General features: G+C 57.9%; 21 protein-coding genes. 13 read left to right on the top strand and 8 right to left on the bottom strand.

The annotated features are described in order from the left end of the window. The first annotated feature begins 134 nt into the window (after nucleotides 1–134). The 6 genes from ACE3NW_RS07165 to ACE3NW_RS07190 are packed head-to-tail and all read left to right on the top strand — an operon-like array spanning nucleotide 135 to nucleotide 5,475. Complete coding sequence (locus ACE3NW_RS07165) at nucleotides 135–2,090, top strand: NADH-quinone oxidoreductase subunit L (RefSeq protein WP_374281864.1); 1,956 nt, start codon at nucleotides 135–137, stop codon at nucleotides 2,088–2,090. Continuing rightward, complete coding sequence (locus tag ACE3NW_RS07170; RefSeq protein ID WP_374281866.1) at nucleotides 2,090–2,941, top strand: respiratory chain complex I subunit 1 family protein; 852 nt, start codon at nucleotides 2,090–2,092, stop codon at nucleotides 2,939–2,941. The genes ACE3NW_RS07165 and ACE3NW_RS07170 overlap by 1 nt, the downstream gene beginning before the upstream one ends. Before the next feature lie 12 nt (nucleotides 2,942–2,953). Then, nucleotides 2,954–3,493: an NADH-quinone oxidoreductase subunit B family protein gene (locus ACE3NW_RS07175; protein ID WP_374281868.1), complete on the top strand. Its 540-nt coding sequence runs from the start codon at nucleotides 2,954–2,956 to the stop codon at nucleotides 3,491–3,493. A gap of 39 nt (nucleotides 3,494–3,532) precedes the next feature. Continuing rightward, nucleotides 3,533–4,009 (top strand): NADH-quinone oxidoreductase subunit C, encoded by a 477-nt coding sequence (locus ACE3NW_RS07180; protein WP_374281870.1) that lies wholly within the window; start codon nucleotides 3,533–3,535, stop codon nucleotides 4,007–4,009. Beyond that, a complete protein-coding gene (locus tag ACE3NW_RS07185) occupies nucleotides 4,006–5,088 on the top strand; it encodes a nickel-dependent hydrogenase large subunit (RefSeq protein WP_374281872.1) in 1,083 nt (360 codons plus the stop codon). The genes ACE3NW_RS07180 and ACE3NW_RS07185 overlap by 4 nt, the downstream gene beginning before the upstream one ends. A 3-nt stretch (nucleotides 5,089–5,091) precedes the next feature. Further along, the gene (locus tag ACE3NW_RS07190) at nucleotides 5,092–5,475 is read left to right on the top strand and encodes a 4Fe-4S binding protein (protein WP_374281874.1); all 384 of its coding nucleotides are present in this window, start codon (nucleotides 5,092–5,094) and stop codon (nucleotides 5,473–5,475) included. Nucleotides 5,476–5,612: 137 nt separating this feature from the next. Here the strand turns inward: ACE3NW_RS07190 and ACE3NW_RS07195 are convergent, their stop codons facing one another. From ACE3NW_RS07195 to ACE3NW_RS07230, 8 genes are all read right to left on the bottom strand, one after another. Further along, nucleotides 5,613–6,140, bottom strand: a complete 528-nt coding sequence (locus ACE3NW_RS07195) for a Fur family transcriptional regulator (RefSeq protein WP_374281876.1) — start codon at nucleotides 6,138–6,140, stop codon at nucleotides 5,613–5,615. Continuing rightward, nucleotides 6,112–6,756, bottom strand: a complete 645-nt coding sequence (locus tag ACE3NW_RS07200; RefSeq protein ID WP_374281878.1) for a DUF3299 domain-containing protein — start codon at nucleotides 6,754–6,756, stop codon at nucleotides 6,112–6,114. The genes ACE3NW_RS07195 and ACE3NW_RS07200 overlap by 29 nt, the downstream gene beginning before the upstream one ends. Before the next feature lie 9 nt (nucleotides 6,757–6,765). Beyond that, nucleotides 6,766–8,040: an ABC transporter permease gene (locus ACE3NW_RS07205; RefSeq protein WP_374281880.1), complete on the bottom strand. Its 1,275-nt coding sequence runs from the start codon at nucleotides 8,038–8,040 to the stop codon at nucleotides 6,766–6,768. Then, nucleotides 8,037–8,807 carry an ABC transporter ATP-binding protein gene (locus ACE3NW_RS07210; RefSeq protein WP_374281882.1) on the bottom strand — a complete coding sequence of 257 codons (771 nt, stop codon included), beginning with the start codon at nucleotides 8,805–8,807 and terminating at the stop codon, nucleotides 8,037–8,039. The genes ACE3NW_RS07205 and ACE3NW_RS07210 overlap by 4 nt, the downstream gene beginning before the upstream one ends. Further along, complete coding sequence (locus ACE3NW_RS07215; RefSeq protein ID WP_374281884.1) at nucleotides 8,801–9,445, bottom strand: DUF2796 domain-containing protein; 645 nt, start codon at nucleotides 9,443–9,445, stop codon at nucleotides 8,801–8,803. The genes ACE3NW_RS07210 and ACE3NW_RS07215 overlap by 7 nt, the downstream gene beginning before the upstream one ends. A 148-nt stretch (nucleotides 9,446–9,593) precedes the next feature. After that, nucleotides 9,594–10,853, bottom strand: coding sequence for an MFS transporter (locus ACE3NW_RS07220; RefSeq protein ID WP_374281886.1), 1,260 nt, complete (start codon nucleotides 10,851–10,853; stop codon nucleotides 9,594–9,596). Nucleotides 10,854–10,930: 77 nt separating this feature from the next. Continuing rightward, nucleotides 10,931–13,495 carry a PEP/pyruvate-binding domain-containing protein gene (locus ACE3NW_RS07225; RefSeq protein ID WP_374281888.1) on the bottom strand — a complete coding sequence of 855 codons (2,565 nt, stop codon included), beginning with the start codon at nucleotides 13,493–13,495 and terminating at the stop codon, nucleotides 10,931–10,933. Between the two features lie 161 nt (nucleotides 13,496–13,656). Next, complete coding sequence (locus ACE3NW_RS07230) at nucleotides 13,657–16,395, bottom strand: sigma 54-interacting transcriptional regulator (protein ID WP_374281890.1); 2,739 nt, start codon at nucleotides 16,393–16,395, stop codon at nucleotides 13,657–13,659. Between the two features lie 259 nt (nucleotides 16,396–16,654). On the opposite strand from ACE3NW_RS07230, the gene ACE3NW_RS07235 reads away from it, so the two are divergent. From ACE3NW_RS07235 to ACE3NW_RS07265, 7 genes are all read left to right on the top strand, one after another. Further along, the gene (locus tag ACE3NW_RS07235) at nucleotides 16,655–16,960 is read left to right on the top strand and encodes a DVU0150 family protein (protein ID WP_374281892.1); all 306 of its coding nucleotides are present in this window, start codon (nucleotides 16,655–16,657) and stop codon (nucleotides 16,958–16,960) included. A gap of 16 nt (nucleotides 16,961–16,976) precedes the next feature. Then, entirely contained in the window at nucleotides 16,977–18,041 is a 1,065-nt protein-coding gene (locus tag ACE3NW_RS07240) for a sulfite exporter TauE/SafE family protein (protein ID WP_374281894.1), read from the top strand. A gap of 13 nt (nucleotides 18,042–18,054) precedes the next feature. Next, a complete protein-coding gene (locus ACE3NW_RS07245) occupies nucleotides 18,055–18,651 on the top strand; it encodes a DUF4881 domain-containing protein (RefSeq protein WP_374281896.1) in 597 nt (198 codons plus the stop codon). Between the two features lie 98 nt (nucleotides 18,652–18,749). Beyond that, nucleotides 18,750–19,061 carry a hypothetical protein gene (locus ACE3NW_RS07250; RefSeq protein ID WP_374281898.1) on the top strand — a complete coding sequence of 104 codons (312 nt, stop codon included), beginning with the start codon at nucleotides 18,750–18,752 and terminating at the stop codon, nucleotides 19,059–19,061. 56 nt (nucleotides 19,062–19,117) lie between these two features. Beyond that, on the top strand, nucleotides 19,118–20,026 hold the full coding sequence (locus ACE3NW_RS07255) for a hypothetical protein (protein ID WP_374281900.1): 909 nt from the start codon (nucleotides 19,118–19,120) through the stop codon (nucleotides 20,024–20,026). 172 nt (nucleotides 20,027–20,198) lie between these two features. Beyond that, entirely contained in the window at nucleotides 20,199–20,711 is a 513-nt protein-coding gene (locus ACE3NW_RS07260; RefSeq protein WP_374281902.1) for a YchJ family protein, read from the top strand. Then, nucleotides 20,711–21,094: a hypothetical protein gene (locus ACE3NW_RS07265; protein WP_374281904.1), complete on the top strand. Its 384-nt coding sequence runs from the start codon at nucleotides 20,711–20,713 to the stop codon at nucleotides 21,092–21,094. The genes ACE3NW_RS07260 and ACE3NW_RS07265 overlap by 1 nt, the downstream gene beginning before the upstream one ends. Nucleotides 21,095–21,115 lie beyond the last annotated feature (21 nt).

Genomic DNA, 21,115 nt, shown 5'->3' on the forward strand with positions numbered 1-21,115 from the left:
AGAATGCACATAGATTAACTCTAAAAGAAAGAAAATGGACAAATGATGTAAGGAGGTTTGTGATTTTTTTATGTTGTGAGGAAGTTATCTAGAGTGAAGTTTTTCACAACTCGCAATGTAGTGGGGCAATGAAGATGAGTACACTTGTTTTTTGTTGTGTAGCACTGCCGTTTATTATGGCGCTTGTGCTCTATTTCACGCAAAGCAGCGGCACGCGTAAACTGATAGTGCCTGCGGCGATTACGATCATGGCGGTGGCAGCCGTGACCTTGGGCGCCAATGGTGCTTTCAGGCTTGAGGTCGGTTCCATACTTGGGCTTTCGGCCGATACCGTGTTCAGTGTGTTGGATCTGCTCTTGCTGGTCTACATTCTTGGCATCGGTTGGAAACTGGGCAGCCGCCTTATCATGGGCATGACCCTGCTTCAGCTTGTGGGCATGCTTTACCTTAAATTTGTTCTCCCCGGTCATGAAGTGCCCATCACTGCCTTTGTGGCAGACGGGCTTTCGCTTATCATGGTTATCATCATTACCGTGGTGGGCGGGCTTATCACTATTTACGGTATGGGCTACATGGATCTGCACGAGGAGCACCTGCACCTACGTGTGTCGCGTCAGCCCCGTTTTTTTGCCATTATTTTCTGCTTCCTGGGGGCCATGAACGGTCTGGTGCTTTGCAACAACCTTTCGTGGATGTTTCTTTTCTGGGAAATTACAACACTGTGTTCGTTCATGCTCATAGGGCATGACCAAACAGATGAGGCAAAGGCAAATGCCCAGCGCGCCCTGTGGATGAACGTGCTCGGCGGCCTTGCCTTTGTCTCGGCCATGCTGTTTATCCAGAAGAGCCTTGGCACGCTCTCGACCGAGCTTGTGCTGCAAAAGATGACCTCGATGGACGTAAAGAACACGGCCATTCTGTTGCCTTTTGCCTTCTTCTGTCTGGCGGCCTTTACCAAGTCGGCGCAGGTTCCCTTTGAAAGCTGGCTGTGCGGTGCAATGGTTGCGCCAACGCCGGTTTCGGCCCTGCTGCACTCGGCCACAATGGTGAAAGCGGGTACCTACCTCTTGCTGCGCATGGCCCCGGCCTTTGCCGGAACCACCATGTCCACCATCGTGGCCCTGTTTGGCGCGTTTACCTTTGTGGCAACCTGTATTCTTGCAGTCAGCCAAAGTAACGCCAAAAAGGTGCTGGCATACTCCACAATCGCAAACCTGGGCCTTATCATTGCCTGCGTGGGCATCAACACGGCTGCATCCATGATGGCGGCAACCACCATCATCATTTACCACTCCGTGTCCAAGGGCCTTTTGTTCATGTGCGTGGGTGCCATTGAGCAGCGCATTGGCTCGCGTGATATCGAAGATATGCGCGGTCTGTATGGCAAGATGCCCCGCACGGCCATTATCACCGTGATAGGCATTTTCACCATGATGCTGCCGCCCTTTGGCATGCTGATTGGTAAGTGGATGGCCATTGAGGCTATTGCCCGCGCCACCCAGGCCATGACCCCCATCGTCTTTTTCGTTGCGCTGGGTTCGGCCTTTACCGTGCTCTTTTGGGCGCGCTGGGCCGGTGTGCTGGTTTCGTCAAGCAAGATGCACGAACGGCCCACCTATGGTCACCCGAAGCCCTCGGTCATGTTTGCCCTGCGTTCGCTGTGCGGGCTTGCCGTGGTGTTTTCGTTCATTTCGCCCATGGTGCTGAAGACCTTTGTGGAGCCCTCGGTATCGGGCGTGTACGCGCGCTTTAACTTGCAGGCAGAAGGGTTCATTCCTGGCGCTACCCTTACCGGGGCCGAAGGATATGTGTGGATTTACCTTCTGTTCATTCTGCTGGGTCTGGGCGTGTGGTATGCGTGGCGTGAGGCCCGCAAGGTTCCTGAATCTGCCCATGCGCAGCCGTATTGCTCTGGTCTTACAGCAGTAAAGGATGGCGTTGTCGGCTTCAAGGGCCCCATGAATGTCTTTGAACCCGTGCGCGTGTCCAACTTCTATCTCAGCCAGTACTTTGGCGAGAGCAAGATCACGCGGGCCATCGACATCATTTCCACCGCATTCCTGGTCGTACTGGTAGGAGGTCTGCTGTAATGCTCACCATCTTCAGCGCAATCGGCGGTTTGATTCTGTCGCCCCTGGTGGGCGGGCTGCTTACCGGGGTTGATCGCCGTATCACGGCGCGCCTTCAGTCGCGCCTTGGGCCGCCCCTGTTCCAGCCTTTTTACGATATCTTCAAGCTGCTGGGCAAACAGCCCCAGGTTACCAACGCCTGGCTTGTGTTCAGCGCGTATGTAACGCTTATTTCGTCGGCACTTTCTCTGCTGCTCTTCTTTATGGGCGGCGACCTGCTGCTGCTGTTCTTTGTGCTCACCGTGGGTGCTGTGTTTCAGGTGGTTGGTGCCGTGTGTGTGCCTTCGCCCTACAGCAACGTGGGCGCACAGCGCGAGCTGTTGCTCATGCTGGCCTATGAGCCTATTCTGATTCTGGTGTTCGTGGGTTTTGCCATGTGTACGGGGTCGTTTTCCATCGCAGCGGTTTTTCAGCTTGAGCAGCCCCTGCTGCTCAAAATGCCGCTGCTGTTCCTGGCCCTTGGCTACGCCCTGACCATCAAGCTGCGCAAGTCGCCCTTTGATATCGCGGCCAGCCATCACGGCCACCAGGAACTGGTGCGCGGTGTACAGACCGAATACTCCGGCCCGTACCTTGCGCTTATCGAAATCGCCCACTGGCTTGACCTTGTGCTTATTCTTGGGCTGTGCGCCATGTTCTGGCACACCAGCTGTGTGGGAATGGCCATTCTTGTGGGTGCATCGCTGTTTACAGAAATTCTTATCGACAACATCACCGCCCGGCTGACCTGGCAGTGGATGGTGCAAAAGAAGTCCCTGTTGCTCGGCATGGGCCTGGCCCTGGTTAATCTTTTATGGCTGTACGTGGCGTAAGGAGGCCGGAATATGGGTTTCGTCGACAATATGATCAAGCGGAGCCGCCTGAAGTCTCCGTGGATAGTTCATTTTGACTGCGGTTCCTGCAACGGCTGCGACATCGAGGTGCTGGCCTGTCTGACGCCCATGTATGACGTAGAGCGTTTCGGGGTAGTCAACGCGGGCAACCCCAAGCACGCCGATGTGCTGCTGGTTACCGGCACGGTCAACCACCGCAACCAGCATGTGCTGCGGCAGATTTATGAACAGATGCCATCGCCCAAGGCTGTTGTATCCATCGGCGCATGCAACCTTTCGGGTGGCGTGTTCAAGGATACGTACAATGTGCTGAACGGCGCGCACAACATCATTCCTGTGGATGTGTTTGTGCCGGGCTGCCCGCCCAAACCCGAAGCCATTATTGACGGCGTGGTGCAGGCCCTTGGCGTGCTCAAGGCCAAGATGGGTCTTGGCCCCGCGCCTGTGCCCACCTTTATGCCCGGCGACGAGGATGGCACGCCCGACATGACGCCGCAGGCGGAGTCCGCGCCGGAAGAAGCCCCCGAATAGCCACTGCCAAACGCGGGTTAACCCGGAAAGGATAGAGCCATGTTTTTTGAAGCCAAGGAAGTGACGCCGCAAACGCTGCTTTCAGAAGTACAGCAGCTGGCCAACGCCAAATACCGTTTTGTGACCATGTCGCAGACTGTCATGGACGAAAACACGCTGCGGCTTTTTTACCACTTTGACGTAAACCTCACCATGTCTGATCTGCGCCACAACGCCGATCTGTGTGTGTGGGAGCCCACAGACGCAAAGGGTATGGTGCATCTGCGCATGGATGTGAACAAGAATGAGCGCATCCCCAGCATTACGCCCGTGTACTTCTGTGCCGTGCTTATCGAAAACGAAACGCAGGACCAGTTTGGCGTGCGCTTTTCAGGCCTGCCCCTTGATTACGAAGGGGCCATGTATCTGGAAGGCGAGGTTACCCATGCGCCGTACTTTACCATGACCACGGTTCGGCGGCCTGCCGCCAAGGCCGAGGCCGCCAAGGATGACACGGCCAAAGGAGAGAAGGCATGAGCAACCGCACAACCGTGATTCCTTTCGGGCCGCAGCACCCGGTGCTGCCCGAACCGCTGCACATCAAGTTTGTGGTGGAAGATGAAACCGTGGTTGGGGCTGTGCCGCAGCTGGGCTTTGTACACCGTGGGCTTGAAAGTCTGGTTCGCCTCAAGGATTACAACCAGATGGTTTTTGTGGTCGAGCGTATCTGCGGCATCTGCTCGTGCATTCATGCCAACTGCTACTGCAACGCCATTGAAGACATGATGGGCATTACGGCCCCGCCCCGCGCCCAGTTTTTGCGGGTCATCTGGTCTGAACTGCACCGCATACATTCGCATATGCTGTGGCTTGGGCTTTTTGCCGACGCCTTTGGCTTTGAGAGCGTATTCCAGCAGTTCTGGCGTATCCGCGAGCATGTCATGGATATCTGCGAAGCCACGGCTGGCAACCGCGTTATTCTTTCGGTCAACGTGGTTGGCGGTGTGCGCCGCGACCTCAGCCCCGATCAGATACGCTGGATGCATGGCCGACTCGACGAGCTGGAAAAGGGCATGCGCGAGCTTACCCGCACCATGCTCGACGACTACACCGTGCAGGAACGCACGCGTGGCATCGGTATTCTGAGCAAGGACGATGCCCGTCTGCTCGGCGCTGCCGGCCCCACCCTGCGTGGCAGCGGCTGGGAAATTGACGAACGCATGCACGGCTACGCGGCCTACAAGGATCTCAACTTTATTCCCGTGGTTGAGAACGATGGCGACTGCTACGCCCGCTCAAAGGTGCGTTTTTATGAAGTGCTGCACTCCATAGAACTGATCCGCGAAGCGCTGAACCGCCTGCCCGAGAGCGAGCTGACCGTCAAGGTTACCGGCAATCCCGAGGGCGAATCGGTGTTCCGTGTGGAGCAGCCGCGCGGCGAGCTGTTCTATTACATACGGGCCAACGGCACAAAGAATCTGGAACGCATGCGCGTGCGCACGCCTACCTTTGCCAACGTGCCGCCCCTGCTGCACATGCTGCCGGGCTGTAAACTGCCCGATGTGCCGGTTATCGTGCTGAGTATCGACCCGTGCATCTCATGCACAGAGAGGTAGCCCATGTATATGCTTCCTAACGTGCTGCGCAATCTTTCGGGCAAGCCCGCTACGCGGCTGTATCCCCTGGAAGAGCGCGAACCATTCCCCGCCTACCGTGGCGTGATCACCAACGATGTTGCAAAGTGCATATTCTGTAATTCCTGCGCCAGAGTGTGCCCCACAGATGCCATCACCGTGGATGCAAAGGCCGGAAAGTGGAACTACGATCCCTTCCTGTGCGTGTACTGCTCTGCGTGTGTGGAAAAATGCCCCACCAAGTGCTTGCAGCAGGAGCCCGTACACCGCAAGCCCTCCATCAGCAAGTTTGTGGTACACCGTACCGGAACCCCCCGCGCCAAAAAAGCCAAGGCCGAGGCCAAGGGCGGGGAAGGAACAGAAAAATAGGTGAACAACAAAGGGCCTTTTCAGGCCCTTTGTTTTGAGTGTTGATAATATCAACACTGGCAACTGTTCTCTCCGTCTATTTGCCGGACGGGTTTGGCGGCGCGTGTTCCCGAAAGGGCGCATGCGCCGCCATTTACTTATATGGAGCAGTTCGGCTCGTTCCCCTGTGCTGCTGCACGGGCATCCTCATGGGCGCAGCCGGGGCAAATGCCGGTAAGCTCCACTGTGTCACCCTGAAGCTGAAAACCCTGGCGCTGCATGGTTGAAAAAATGGTCTGGTACAGGTCGGGGTCGTTAATTTCTCTGCTTTTGCGGCAGCCGGGGCACACCAGCATAAAAACTGGTGCGTGGCGCTGTTTGCATGATTCCGTGCATGTTTCCGCGCAGGCCACATAGGCGTTGAGCGTGCCAACGCGGTGAACCAGCCCCTCTTGCAGCAAAAAGTCCAGTGCCCGATAGATGCTGGCAGGCGTCAGCGCCTTGGGGGCATCGCAGCGCAAGGCATCCAGAATGTCGTAGGCTTTGACAGGCACTCTGGCATGGAGCAAAAAATCGAGCACCAGCCGCCGCACCCGTGTAAGGCGCAACCCGCGCCGGGCACAAAGAGTTTCTGCGGTGCAGGGGTGCGCGTGCTTGTCAGTTGGGTTCGGTTTCGTCTGCTGCATAGGGTTCCACCGCCACAGCCTTGATGCGGTAGCCCGCATCGCCGATGTCGCTCTCTGATTTTTCAATTTCAAGTTTGCCATAGACCATTACGGTGTCCATCATCTGGATGCCCATGGGTTTTTCAAGAATAACGTAGATAATCTGGTTGGCTGGCGGTGGCGGCACATGAATGCACGCGCCAAAGTAGGGCACAAGCAAAAATTCGGACAACTGGTCGCCGCCAAGAAAATCAAGGGGGGCCACAAAACCGGCAATGCGCACCAGTTTGCCGCCAAGAGTCTTGTTGGCGGGCGCGTTGCTCCACAAAGCCTGAAATTCCTTCAGAGCCTTGTCTGCCCTTGGGTCGTCGTCACTGAAACTGTCAAAATTGAACTTGTCAAAAACCTTGGCCGGATCCCACGAGGCAGGAATAAGGTTTTCCCAGGTAATTTCTTCATATTTTCCGCTGTTTTTTGCTTCAGCGGCCTTGGCCAGCTCCTCCCTGGTGGGCTGCCACTGTTCGGATTTCTGGCGTTCGTAATCGTCGGTGAGGGCCAGGGCCGTAACACTGTGCCAGCAGCACAGCAGCGCCGCCAGCAGGCAGATACTACGCCTTGCGGCTGTAGGTGTAATCATGCAGCTTCCTTATCCTGCCGAGGCGTTGAGCCCATCGGCCAGGCTTATGCGGTAGGCCCGCCATGCGGGGATCAGGCCCGCGAAAAAACCGGCGGCATTGATTGCGGCCAGCAGTTGCCATTCAGTTGCCGTTGGCAACGAAAGCGTCAGACTCAAACCGTAGCCAGAGGCCAGCATGGGGCCGAAAACGGCCAGCAGGGCGGCAGTGAGGGCTGTTCCTGCAAATGTACCCGCCAGCACCAGCAACAGGCTTTCAAGCGAAAGCAGGGCAACAATATCCTTCGGGCTGGCGCCTGCCGCCCGCAAGACGGCCAGTTCGCGTCTGCGTTCGCCCAAACCGGCAAGTATGGTTGCCACAAGGCCTGCCAGCCCGGCCACAGTAACCAGCCACGAAAGCACGCGCAGGGCATTTTCGCCCGTGCGCAGCAGGCTCCACAGCTGGTCAAGGGCCACGCCGGGCATCACGCCCATGAGGGCTTCCTGCTGATCTGTGTTGATTTCGCGCTGTGCGGCAAATACTCGGGCGCGGTTTTTCAACCCCACCAGTACTGCTGTTACGGTCTTGGGGGTCAGGTTGAATTTGCTTACCTGATCCGGCCGCGCATGGAAACCAGGCGCAGGCGCGCCGCCCTGCCAGTCGATGTGTATGGCTTCCATGGCAGCAAGGCTTATGTACAGGCCTCGGTCTACAGGTGTGCCGGTTGGGGCCAGTATGCCGCACACGGTAAAGGGTTTGTCCGCGTGCAGGCTGAGGCGTGTATCGCCCGCGCCGTGACTGAGCAGCACACGGTCGCCAAGCCTGTAATGCTCCCTTGCTGCTACCTCTGCCCCCAGCACCACGTCGAAAATATCTTCAAATTCCCTGCCTTGGGTAAACTGCAAGGACGCATGGCGGCGGTACTGGTAGAGGGTGAAAAAATCTGTGGTGGTGGCCACCACGGCAAAACCCTTGTGCGAGTCGCCGAGAGAAATGGGGATTGTCCAGGCCACATCGCGGCGCTGGGCAAGGCGTTGCGCGCTGTCCCAGCCAATGTTGTTGGAGGCCTTGCCCATGTGGAACACGGCGTAGAGCAGCAGTTGCAACTCGCTGCCACGCGCGCCCACCACCAGATCTGTGCCAGAAACAGCCTGCACAAAGCTATCGCGCACCTGGGTACGAACCCGTTCCATGCCCAGCAGCAGGGTAGTGGATAGCGCGATGGAAAATACCACCAGACTGAGGGTGCCCTTGCGGTTCCAAGCGCTGGACCAGGCCAGTGCCAGTAAAAACTTGCAACGATTCATGAGCATTCCCCGCCATGCAGCCTGTTTATATGGGCCAGACTGACACGCCGGGCAAACATGTCTGCCAGGGCGGCATCATGGCTGACAAACAGCAGACTTGATCCGGCCTTGGCGCACTGGCGCAACAGCAGATGCAAAAAATCTGCGCGGCGGTCGGCATCCAGCGCGGAGGTTGGTTCGTCTGCCATGATCAGGGGGGGAGCGCCCACAAGGGCGCGGGCTGCGGCTACCCGTTGCTGCTGGCCGACGGAGAGGCGTGCCACATTTTTGTTCCACAGCTCGCTGCCAAGCCCCAGAGTCTTAAGCAGGCGTTGGGCCGATTGCTCCGGGCTGCCGTCCATTTCTGCGGCTCTTTGTGCCCGCACGGCAGAAAACCGGCAGGGCAGCAGCACGTTGTTGAGCATGGAAAGATGCGGAATGAGGTTAAATTGCTGAAAAACAAGACCAATAAAATCGCCGCGAAGGGCATCCCGCGCAGAGCGCGGCAGGCTGTCCATGCGCGTGCCGTTGACCATCACGCGGCCTGTGGCCGGTTGCAGTATCCCTGCAATAAGACTGATCAGGGTGCTTTTGCCGCCGCCGCTGGGGCCGGAAAGAAAGAGCGTTTCCCCCTGCGCCAGCGTAAATGAAGGTATGCGCAGAGTGGGTTGCGTTTGTCCGGGCCAGAGATACGTAATGTCTTCAAGCGCTGCCGCTTGCACGGCTTTACCCGCCGGGCAAGCCGTGCCTGGTGATTGCAGCGGTGCGCCCTGTGCGGGAGTTACCATGTGAGGCTGTGCGCCTTGTGGTTCAGCTCGGCAGCATGCTGGCCCGTGGGGCTGACAAGCTGAACCCGCAGTTCGTGCAGGGCGGGCCATGCTGAGAAAAGATCCACGTCCATGCCGGTCAGGGCTTTGGGGTTGGCGCATTCAAAAACAAAGGAGGCATCCAGATCCGCGTGCTCGGCCCCGGCGGCGTGATCGTTATGCTCGGTGTGGGCTGCGTGCCCATCGTGGTCAGGGTGTTCTGGTTTTTCGGCAGGAGGTTGCTGGGCGGCATGGTCTTGGTGAGCGGGTTTTGCTGGCTGCTGCGCGGCATTGGCTGCAAGCAGATTGGCAGGCAGAGCCTCCGATTCCAGAGTTACTTCTTTCAGGCGGCATTGGGCGGCAGCGGGAAAGATGAAAATATTTTCTGCCCGGTGCAGTGTGGCCGCCATGCCTTGTACGGCCTGGATTTGTTCGGGGGTAGAGGGCGCGTGCTCAAAGGGCAGCGCGTTGGCAAGCGGGCTTTCGAGGTCAATGCTCACAACCGCGCTTTCAACTGTCACATTGAGGCGGGCCGCGCCGTGTTCGTGCGGGCCATGGGCCGAGGCAGGGCTGGCGGCAAGCAGGGCGGCGCATGCCACCAAAAGGATCATGTTCTTCATTATATCTCCCGATCAAATTTTGCAGTTGATAACCAGGTCAGCTCAAAATGTGAAATGATATAATGTTGCATTTTTGTCAACGGGTCAAAAAAAAGGCCTGCCAACGCGCAGAAACTACCGCGCTGACAGGCCGGGAAAGAGCAGTTCCTTACGGCAGCTGGCATCCGCGCCGCTTCCAGCGGGCAACTCGTATTTTATCGGCCAGCATGGAAAGCCCGCACAGGGCAATGGAAACGGCGGTTGCGGCAAACACGCCGCGATAGCCAAAGCCCTCGTACATGACGAGCCCCCCGATGATGGGGGCAAACATGCCGCTGGAGTCAAAGGTGGCCATCATGACATTGGAGTTGATGGAACGGGTTGTGGGGGTGGAGCGGTCGTAGACCATGGCAGCCAGCAGGGGGTAGAGCAGCCCAAGCCCAAGCCCGTACAAAAGTGTAAGGGGAATGAACGCCCACAAGGGCCCCCAGGCCAGCCCCAGCATGCAGCAGGCCAGCAGGGCGCTGCACAGTATGGTGATTTTGTGGCGCGGCAGGGTATCAAGCCTGTTGCTGCCCACCAGCCGCACCAGAATGATGGTGAGTGTGTAGGTTGTGAAAAACCAGGCCGGGTGCGCACCAATGATTGAGCACAGGCCTTTCATGAAAAATATGGCCAGTACGGTCATGATGCTGAAGGTCAGGCAGCTCATGTACACAAAAAAAAGGCCCGAATGGCTTACCGCATGCCACAGCTCCCGGCCAGACATGCCGCCCTCTGCCTCGTGCAGCATTTCTGGGGTGCGCAGGCGGGGCGCCAGCGGAATGAGCATGAGCAGCGAGGGAATGGTCAGCAGGGCCGTAAGGGCAAAAAGGTGGGGTTCGCCGCCCAGCAGGGGAAGTATCTGTTCACCCACTGCGGGAATAATGGAATAGGGCAAAAGCAGGGTAAGCGAGAAAATGGCAAAGCCACGGGCACTCTGCCCTTTGGGAATGCAGCTTACCAGCACAGACACCGTGCAGCACGAAAAAACGGCCAGCGAAATGCCCTGCACCACGCGCAGCAGCAGAACCATACCAATGGTATGCGCCCCGCCCACATACGGATAGGCCAGCATGACGCCGCCCGAAATGAGTATGGAAACGGCCATGGGCAACAGTTTGCCGCGCCGCAACAGAACCACGCTCGCCACCTGTCTGAAAATCAGCACCATGACAAACATGGAAGAGAGCAGTATTCCGCGCCAGTTTGGGCTGACGGAAAGCGACTCAAGCCATTGCTCAAAGCAGTAAAAAACGGCCACAAAGCTGTTGCAGAACATGGTCATGCAAAACAGCAGAACAAAATCACGGCTTAAAAGCGTCTGCGGCGGTTCGGAAAAGGCAGTGCTTTTCGCGTCTTGCGCAGACGACGCTAGTTGCGACGGCATGGGGCCTCAATCGTGTTGTGCCGCGATGGCCCAGGCCGCCGTGCGGGGCCGGGCTCACCCCCGCAAAGGGCGTGCGGCTAATGATATTCGCCATGGATAAACTTGGTGGCATAGGCCTGAACGGCCTCATCATCCACCATAAGCATATCCATCTGGCGGGTCATTATCAGGAGTCGTCCCAATTGATCCAGGCGCGCGCACAGCTCATGCCTGGGGTATTTTTGGTAACGTGCGCGCAGTCTATCACCCGTTATCTCCACGGTAAAGCCCAGCTCTTTGAGGATAAGCCCGATGCAGCGCACGCGGCGCACTCGTTGGGTATTGGCTGCCGCGCCGCCTGCAAATTCAAAACGGATGTAGTTCTTGCTCAGGGTTTCGCCACACCAGCAGTCAAGAATGGCGTAGTGATAGCCCACGCGTGAAGAAAAATTGAGGTAGCGGTCAGAAATAATGGCATAGCTGCGCTGCCCAAAGCGCGAACAGCCCTCCTGATTGCCGCCAATGGCGGTTTGTCCCATCACAGAGAGAAAACCGCGCATGTTCACCGGCCTTGGGCCTCTGGCCTGCACGGCGGGGTTGAGCATGCCTTCAAGCACGCATTTGAGCGGCACGCTCAGCACGTCGCTGGGCGTCACCTGGCGCGATTCGGGGTTGCGCAGTCCCCCGCCAAGGTCAATAACGTGCAGATCAAGTGGCACGGTGCAGGCCAGTTTGCTGGCTACCCCGGCGCAGTGGTCAGTAACGCGGTCTGAAATCTGGAACATCTGCGTATAGCTCAGCTCGTGTACATAGCGCATGATGTCGTGCAGCGAGGTGCAGTGGCGCGGGGTGAATGTGTCTGCGCGGGGGTCCACAAGGTGCAGGGGCAGAATGTACGGGGCAATGCGGCGCAAAAGAATGAGGGCCGGGCTGCTGGCCTTGGCCTGGGGGCGCACCAGCCGCAGGGCCAGCAGTTCATGTACTTCGCCGTCAAAAACCCTGCCCGAAAGGGCGTCTACGGTCACAACCTGCCCATCGGCAAGAATGCTGTTTGCGCCGGGCAGATTCATGATTGTTGGCACGCCAAATTCGCGGCAGATGGATGCCATGTGCCCCGTGAGGCTGCCTGTTTCTGCTATGATGGCCGAGGCCCGGCGCATGGCCGCCATGGCATCGGGCGAGGAGTGGGAGAGCAGCATGACGGCTCCTTCGGGAAAATGCGTCATGTCTTCGCCCTCGCCCACATGAACAATGGGGCCGCAGCCCACGCCCCTCGCGGCCACGTCGCCGCCCGAAAGCAGCGGGCGCAGATGGCGCAGGGCCGGGGCAGAGTGTTCTTCGGAAGCGTTGTCTAGTCCCATGGGGCGGGTTTGCAGCAGCACAATCTGGTCGTCTTCGTCAACGGCCCATTCCATATCCTGGGGGTACTGGTAGTGCTGTTCCAGTTCCATGACCATTTCGGCCAGGCGGCGCACCTGATCGTCGCTGAGGCAGGGTACATCACGCAGAGAGTCGGGTACGGGTTCAAGCACATTGTCCACAAGCCCGCTTTTGGAGCGCGTAAGCCGCAACCTGACGGTTTTGTGTGCAATTGTGGCCATGGTGATTTTTTTTGTGGCGCGCGAAACAAGCCACTGGTCGGGGGTTCCCGATCCATCCACCACCATTTCACCCAACCCCCACAGGCCGTTGATGACCGTGGCATTGGAGCGCAGATCTACAGGATGGCGCGAAAAAGCCACGCCAGCGGCCTTGGCCCGCACCATTTCAACACAGCACAGGCCCATGCCCGTCGCGTCCAGATCATAGCCGTGCTCGGCACGGTATGTCAGTGCGCGGGGCGAAAACAGACTGGCTACCACCTTTTTGAAAGCAGGCAGCAATTCCTGACGGGTAACGCCCAGAATGCTGCGGTACTGCCCCGCAAAAGACTGCACGCCGTCTTCGGCAATGGCGCTGGAGCGCAGCGCTACAACCACATCCGCATCCTTGCCAAAGACCGCGTCCCATTCAGCAAACAGGGCCTGCTCCACCTCGGCGGGAATGGGGGCCTCAAGCACAAGGCTTTCGACCTGCTGCGAAATTTCTGCAATGAGCGAGGGTTTGTCGGGGTCGATGCATTTGAGCAGTTTGAAAAGATTTTTGAACAAGCCCGGTGTGCGCAGCAAAAAATAGCTGCCTGCGCGGATTGTAATGGCAAAGCCGCGCGGCACAGGCATGGCAAGCATGTTGCGCAGCTCGCCAAGATTGGCATTTTTTCCGCCCACACTGTAGGCCATGCTGGAATCAACTTCAGAAAGGGGCAGGGTAAACTGCGGCACATCGCCTGTGGCAAGCTGGTCCAGCTCGTGCTCGATGCGCGAGGCTATGGAGTGTACGGCTGTGCCCAGCGATATATCACACTGCCCCGACATTTCACTCAGGGTGGAAGCCATGCGTTCACAGTGAAAAATAGCCCGGCGGGCCTGCTTGCGCACCTCGCTGGTTTCCATGTGTTTGTCGCCGCGCAGGGTGGCATCGAGCCCGGCCATCACACCGGCAAGATCCGCATTGGCCTGAAGCAGATCCTTGAACGAAGCGTAGCGCTTGTTAAAGGCATCCATTGCACACTCGCGGCTCAATCGCGGGGCAATGCCAAACAGTTTTTTCAGCAGTGAGGCCATGCGTTCATCCTTGGTTGCAGTTCCATTAAAATCCTGAACCTATGATGTTGAACGCCAGCGCACTGCCGCCACGCTGCCTGTTTTATGCTGCCCCTGCCGCCTGAAGGATAAAACGTTCAGGCGTGTGCTTACAGCAGTAAAAACGCATGGTTGTGCTGGCGTTACTTGCCAACGACCACATACCGCTGCGCCGGGCCGCGCCCCTCCTTGCGTACCAGCCCTTGCTGCACAAGCAGTTGCAGATCGTACTGCGCGGTGCGCATGGAAATATCCTTACCCGCCAGGGACTGATATTCCTGACGGCTGATACTGCCTGCGGCGGCTATGGTCGGCCACGCATCCATGATACGGCGGTTGAGTTTTTCTGCCGCACCGAGCCCTTGCAGCTGATCGCCCTGCCGAGCGGGCGAGTCTGCCTGCTGCCCTTGCATCGCGAACTCGCTGTCATCCCCTGATCCCGCCATATCGGCGGCCTGGTCGGCCGGGCGGTCTGGCTGCCTGTCGGGCTGTCTGTCTGGCACTCTGGCTGGCATGCCATTTGTCCTTGTGCCGCCCTCCGCCGGTGGAGCAGAGCAAAAGTCCTGCTCGCAGGGGGGATTCTGCTGATTGCGCGATTCCTGCACCGGGGCAGCGGGTGAATTTTCATTCAGAATAATTTCGCCCTGTCCCTGAATTGCGTGACCTAACTGGATATCTTCTGCAAAAAGAATGCCGCCTTCGCAAAAAGTCAGGGCTCTGGTGAGCGTGTTTTTCAGCTCGCGCACATTGCCGGGCCAGTCGTAGTCCATCAGCTTGGTCATGGCCCCCTGGCTGATCTGCGGCATGGCCACAGACATGGCCGCTGGCTGGGCAGCGGCAGCACTGCTGGCCTCGGCCTTAAGCCTGGCCTTGGCTTTGAGTGCCTCGGAAAGAAAATACACCGTGAGTGAAGGAATATCAGACTTGCGGTCGCGCAAGGGCGGTGTGTTTATGGTGATGACCGCCAGACGGTAGTACAGGTCTTCGCGGAAGGTTCCCCTTTGCGAGTCGTCGATCAGCGAGGCGTTGGTGGCGGCGATGATACGCGTATCAAAGGGAACATCCTCATCACTGCCGAGGGGACGTATGCGGCGTGTAGAAAGCGCCCGCAGCAGAGCTTGCTGTACCTTGGGAGCCGCATTGCCCACCTCATCGAGCATGAGTGTGCCGCCCTGAGCGGTTAGAAAGGCCCCTTTGCGCGGTGCGCGCGCTTCGGTAAACGCGCCTTTTACATGACCAAAAAGGGTATCCATAAGCAGGTTTTCGTCCAGCGCGCCGCAATTGATGGTGATAAACGGCCCCGTGCCCCTGGCGCTGAGCCTGTGGATGGCCTCTGACACCAGTTCTTTGCCAGTGCCGGTTTCGCCCACCACCAGAACATCGGCCATCACCTGCGAGGCCTTGCGCACATTGTCGCACAGGGCAAGCATGGCGGGCGAAGTACCAATAAGCCCGTTGACGGGCAGGTCTTCGGGGTGGGGCAGGTCTGGCACGGGCTCGCGCTGGGCCAGGGCATTGTCTTCTGCTGCGCGCAGGCGGCGGGCCTCTGCGGCATGTCGCAACCTCTCCAGCAGGGCATTGATGCCGACCTTGAGCCGCTCAAGTTCACGCGGCAGTTGCGGCAGATCAAGGTTGCCGTCTTCACCGATGGTGTTGCGGTGTTCCAGCTCTTCTGTAATGGCATTTACAGAACGGCTTGTCTGACGTGCCAGCCACCATAAACTCAGGCCAAGAAGCAGCATGCCCCCCACAAAGGCTCCAATATAGATGCCCATAAGCTGTACGCCCGTGCGTGTAGTGGTAAAACTGGTATCCAAAACGGCCAGCCCTCCCAGAACAATTGAGTCCTCCTGCGAAATGGGGCTGAAGGAAACAGGCACGTAACTTACGCGCTCTACGCGCATTTGGCTGTTGCTCCACAGCGAAGTGTTTTCAGCAAGAGCAATCTGTCCGGGTTTGCCTTCCTGAACATCGGAAACCATGTTCCAGTAATTGATGTTTTCCGGGTCAGGGCGAAAGGCCGCGTTGAAGCCCGGTCTGCCAAAGGCGCCGGTAAAACCCGCCCGCACTGCGTCTGTAGCAAGGCTGCGCTGGGCCAGCCCGGAATCGGGAGCCTCAGACTGAAAAAGCATCCAGCCATCGCGGTCAAAAAAAAGCGTGCGCACGCGCACGTCGCTGCCCGATGCTGCAATGGGGGCATTGGGGGCAGAATAGGCAGAAATGATATCTCTCAGTTCCCGCAGATCGAGCGACAGCATCAGGTATCCCAAAAACACACCATCTGCGTCTTGTACCGGGGTGGCAAAACGCAGCACTTGCAGCGAGATATTCTGGTTGCCGCTCTTAACCGGCACCATCGAATAGGTCACCTCAACTGGCTGCGCAACGCTTACGTGCCCTATGCGGTGCTCTGCGGCAATGCCGTGGAATGGGCCGGTGGGGCTGGCAAGGGCTTGCCGCATGGGTACATTGACGACTTCACCGTCTGAATTGACGAGCAGATAGCGTTTGTCGGGGGTAAGGCCTTCAAAGGCGAGCTCCCTATAGCGCAGCCCCCCAGCCTTGGCGCGAAACCTGAGCCTGTTTGTCATATCGCTCTGGTCCATTGAACCGGCAGCGAGAATAAGCAGCTGGTTGCGCGTTTCTTCAAGTACCTGTTCCACTGCCAGGCGCATGGCTTGCGACTGAAGATGTGCATTGCGCGCAATTGCGCGATCAAGGATGCCCTCTATACTGCTGCCGGTAGCCGAAAAAATAATCAGTAATACCAGGGCTAAAATGGGCAATCCCAGCATGAGCATGCGGTTTGCCATGCCGCGATTCATGAAGAATGTGGCGAACTCAAGCGAGTTGCCCTGGGGAAGTGTTCTGTGTAGGCGCATGGTGCTCCCCTGGTTTGTGCAAAAAGGCGCAATCTTGGAACTGATTATAAAAAACAATCGTGGTTGTGACAAGATTTTTCGCGCAAAAATGGAAAATAATCCGCAATTATTGGCAATAATCGTGCAATGGCACAGGCTTTGCTACTACTTTCACATTCGCGGCAACAAGGCGAGCCCCCCATAGGTTCTGAGGGGTTTGCAAAGTGGATGAGTGGAAGTGGAAGCAGTGGAGATGTCAAATTTTGACGTGGAGGAAGTTATGAAAAAGATGCAAAGGCTCTGGACATGGCTTGCGGGGTGCGCGCTGATGGTAGCGGCATTGCCTGGCGCGGCCCTTGCCGCTGGCGGCGGCAAGATCGCCAACGTGGTTGTGGTAGCCGATACGCGCAAGCTTGACGGTATATTGTACTGGTGGGCTGAAATGTACAACGAAAGCCATTTCTTTTTTGCCATTCTGACCATGGCAATCATCCCGGTTATGGGGTGCATACTTGGCTGGCTGGCAGACATTGTCATGACCCACATGGGCATTGACCTCAAGCACCGCGAACTTTCCGAGAAGTAGAAGGAAGGAGGCAAGTATGGACTGGTTATATATATTGATGCCCATCTCCGGCGTGTACATTTTCTGGCCGGGCCTCGTGATTCTCGGGTTGGGCGTGGGTATTATTGGCGGATTCTTTGGCATGGGCGGTGCGTGGATGGTTACCCCCGGCCTGAACATTCTCGGCTTCCCCATGGCATTTGCCATTGGTACCGACGTTGCGCAGATGGCGGGTAAATCGCTTATCTCCACCATGCGGCACGGCAAGTTTGGTAACGTTGACTACGGCTTGGGCCTGACCATGCTTGTGGGTACCATTGTGGGCGTAGAAGTTGGCGCGCAGATGGTCATGTGGCTGGAACGCCTGGGTTCTGTTGATAAGGTTGTGCGCTGGCTGTACGTGGTGCTGCTGGTGTTGCTGGCATGGCTGGTATTTCATGATATCGCCGCCCGCCGCAAGAAGGAGCGTGAAGCCCGTGCCCAGAACAAGGAACTCGACCAATCTGCTACCGGCGTTGACTGGGCCTCGCGCCTGCACGCCATCAAGATCCCCCCTGTGTTCCATTTCAAGCAGGCCAACATCACCTGCTCCGCATGGCTGCCCATCTTCGTTAGCTTCTTCACTGGCTGGCTGGCTGGTATCCTCGGTATCGGCGGCGGTCTTATCCGCATGCCCGCCCTGGTGTATCTTGTGGGCTGCCCCACCCATCTGGCGGTGGGTACGGACCTCTTTGAAGTTGCCATCTCCGGTCTCTACGGCACGGCTTCGTACGCATACAAGGGCCGCGTGGAACTGCTTGCCGCCCTCGTCATGCTGTGCGGCGCAGCCATCGGCGCGCAGATCGGCGTTGTAGCCACCAAGTATGTAAAGGGTTACGGCATCCGTTTTGTGTTCGGCCTGGCCGTTGTTGGCTGCCTGGTTTCAGTTGTGTGCAAGCTGGTTGAAGCTGAATTTCCCGCCTGGGGCTGGTTGTTGGGCCCCGCCGCAACTATTGACGTGCTTGGCTTCGTGACGGCCATTTCTCTCTACATCACTATCAAGATGGTACAGGGCGCCAAGGCGGAAATTGCCGCCAAGAAGAATCAGCCCGCAACCAACTAAGAGGAGGCACGTCATGAAAATTCGTAACCTTGTGCTTATGCTGGCGATGACCTTCTCGGTTGCACTGCTTACCGGCTGCAACTTTGATGGAGGCGTAGAACAGGGACGCTGCGTGGCCTATGATGCCACAGCAAAAACCCTCACCATCGTGGTGGACGTGACACACGACCAGTTCAACCCGCATTACAGCGGCGGCACGCACACCTTCAAGCTGCCCGAAAATCCCCAGGATATGGGCCCGGCCCCCACCCCGGGTGGCCGCCTGATGATCGACACGGCCAAGAACATTGTGCTCGTGTACGACCAAAAGACCAACAGCGTGCGTGAAGTGCCCGTGCAGTTCACCGATGTGGAAAAGAACGTCGGCTCCGACCATCCCAAGGTCAAGGGCAAGACCTTCCCCATTATCGACAAGGAACAGCAAACCGTGACCGTGTACTCTGGCCGCCAGAAGTCGCTGATCACCTTCAAGATTCCTGCTGAAGCCCAAGACTTCCCCGCCTATGCGTGGGCTGCTGGTGACGAAATGCGCATCGCCTTCCGCAATGCTGACAAGGCTCAGGCCATGCGCATCATGAACGTAACCAAGACCAATATCTTCAAGAAGTAAACCCTAGGGTGACTACCCCCACCCTGCGCGCTGGAGCGGTATCTGCGCCGCTCCAGCGCCACTTCCCCGGAGTGGGGCAAAAGCTTGGGAGAACACAGATGAACAGCTACCGTCAGACCCTTTATTCAGGCATAATCAGAGTGGCAGCCAACGCCATCATGGTGGCAGCCGTTTTTGTGGGCATGTATCAGTCGGCCCACAGCGTAGGGGCCTCGGAACTGGTGTTTTGCGCATGGTTTTTTGGCATCACCGTGCCCGCATGGGCCGGGGCCTTCTGGATGACCAGAAGGGTGCGGCAAATGTATCCCGCTGAATTCCAGAGCCTTATTGAACTTCCACGGCTTGGACAGCGGCTGGTAACATGGAACGTTGCCGAAGAATCCGTGTGTCCTGTGCTTGTGCGCAGATAGGCGTAATAATCATGTCGTGCGTTATGACCATACCACAGGCAAGCAGGAAGGAACCCATGGGAGATTTCATCAACTCCAGGGGCTGGCAAAACTGCCTTCAGACCCGTGCAAAGCAGCGGTATTGGGGTGCGCTTTGCGCCCTGCTGCTGGGGTTTGTCATGCTGGGGATGCTCGATGGCCTGCAAGGGCTGGCACGGTCTGGCGCTGATGTTATCGAAGTGCTGCCTGGCGGCAGTGTGCCCATATCGGGCCCGCTGACCATCAAAAATCCGGTAAACAGTGACCTCAAGGCGCAGTTTACCCCCGAAACTCCTGCTCTTGTCTACGAGCTGGAAGGCTTTTTCTCCGGCTACTGGTTTGGCAACGGCATGTGGCGAGCCGCCGTGCGCGCCGATGCCTTGACCGAACCCGGCAATTACGGCCTCAAGGTCGTTTTTAGGGGGGCCCCTGCCAGCACCACGCAAAACTACAAGATCACCGTGTATGCCGATGGTGCGGCCATGCGTGCTGCATCCACTTCATATTTGCGGCGTATCACGGGTTACAACCCCTTTGTGCTGGCTGCTGGCTGCTGCGGTCTGGCTCTGCTGGCAGCTGTGGTGGTGTACCGCCTGGGTTGCAGCTACATTCGACAGATCACGGCCCTTGGCTGCGGCGAGATAGTGCGTGTGCAGCCCCAGGCGGGCAATGCGCACCAAAAAAATCAGCCCGGCCACATCTGGTGCATGCTCTACGGCCTGCGCGCGCCAGCTACGGGTACGTTGTGTGCTGTGTACGATGCGCAGGGTGTTCACCTTGGTCATGCCCGCGCGGCAGAGGCCAACAAGGGCACACTTGAACTGAATTTCGATTCATTTACCCGCCCGGCGGCAGATGCCGGTGCAGATTCTAGCGCCGTTCGACCCGGCTGCCTTGTCCAATTGCGGCCCCCAAAACCGCACTCTCCTCCGGATTCAGGCAGATAGGCCGATCGGTCACCCAAGCGGCATGCACTTGGCGCGTCACCTGTGCATGCCGCATTTTTTTTTGCCCACCGCATTCATCCCACCTTGCCGCTCTTGCCGCCTGCTTTGGCATAAGCTATGCTTATCCTGTTGCATATGCCCCTGATGGGCTCAAACCAAGGCGGAATTTTTCATGTCTCAACTTTGCCCCTGCGGCAGCGGTCTGAATCTCGACCAGTGCTGCGGCCCCCATATTGAAGGCGCATCCTGGCCCCAGACCGCAGAAAGCCTCATGCGTTCGCGTTACACGGCCTACGTGCTTGGCCGCCACCAGTGGCTGGTGGAAACCACACACCCCGATTATAGGGAAGAGGTGGACGCCGACAAGCTGGCAGAACAGACCAGGGATATAACCTGGCTGCGGCTTGATATTGCCGCTACTGAAAACGACGTTGCCGCCGGTAAAAACGGCGAGCTTTTTGATGTTGTTGAATTTTATGCCTACTACGAGCTGGAGGGCACGCCCCGCCAGATCGGCGAACGCAGCTTTTTTCAGCGGCAGGACGACAAGATTTATTATGTGGACGGCGTGGGCCTCAGGCCCGATGCCTACCGCAGGCAGGAACCCAAGGTGGGGCGCAATGATCCCTGCCCCTGCGGCAGCGGCAAAAAATACAAAAAGTGCTGCGGGGCTGCCAAATCCTGATGCCGGAAGCTGAACGAGCAAAAAATTCGGGCCGGGGCAAAAACGGCTCCCTTACGCTGATCCGGCAGTTTTGCCTGGAGTGCCAGGGGGCCTCTGCCAAGGCTGTACGCGCATGCGGCGACGAAGGTTGCCCGCTTTGGGCATGGCGTCTGGCTGTGCTGGCGGGCGAACCGTGCCCCGCGCCGGCAGATGAAGCCGCGCGTCAGGCCTTGCGTGCCATACGCAGGCAATGCATGGGCTGCGCTGGTGACAGGGCAGAGGTGCGGGCCTGCGCCGCGCGTGAGGCCTGCGCCCTGTGGCACTGCCGGTTTGGGGTGCGCCCGCAAACCTACAAGGCTGTGCGGCGACGTTTTTTTGCTCCCAAGCCCTTACGACTTTTATAATGCCCCGCTGCAAGTGCGGCG

Source organism: Desulfovibrio sp., assembly GCF_041907885.1.
In the GTDB taxonomy this organism is placed as follows: domain Bacteria; phylum Desulfobacterota; class Desulfovibrionia; order Desulfovibrionales; family Desulfovibrionaceae; genus Desulfovibrio.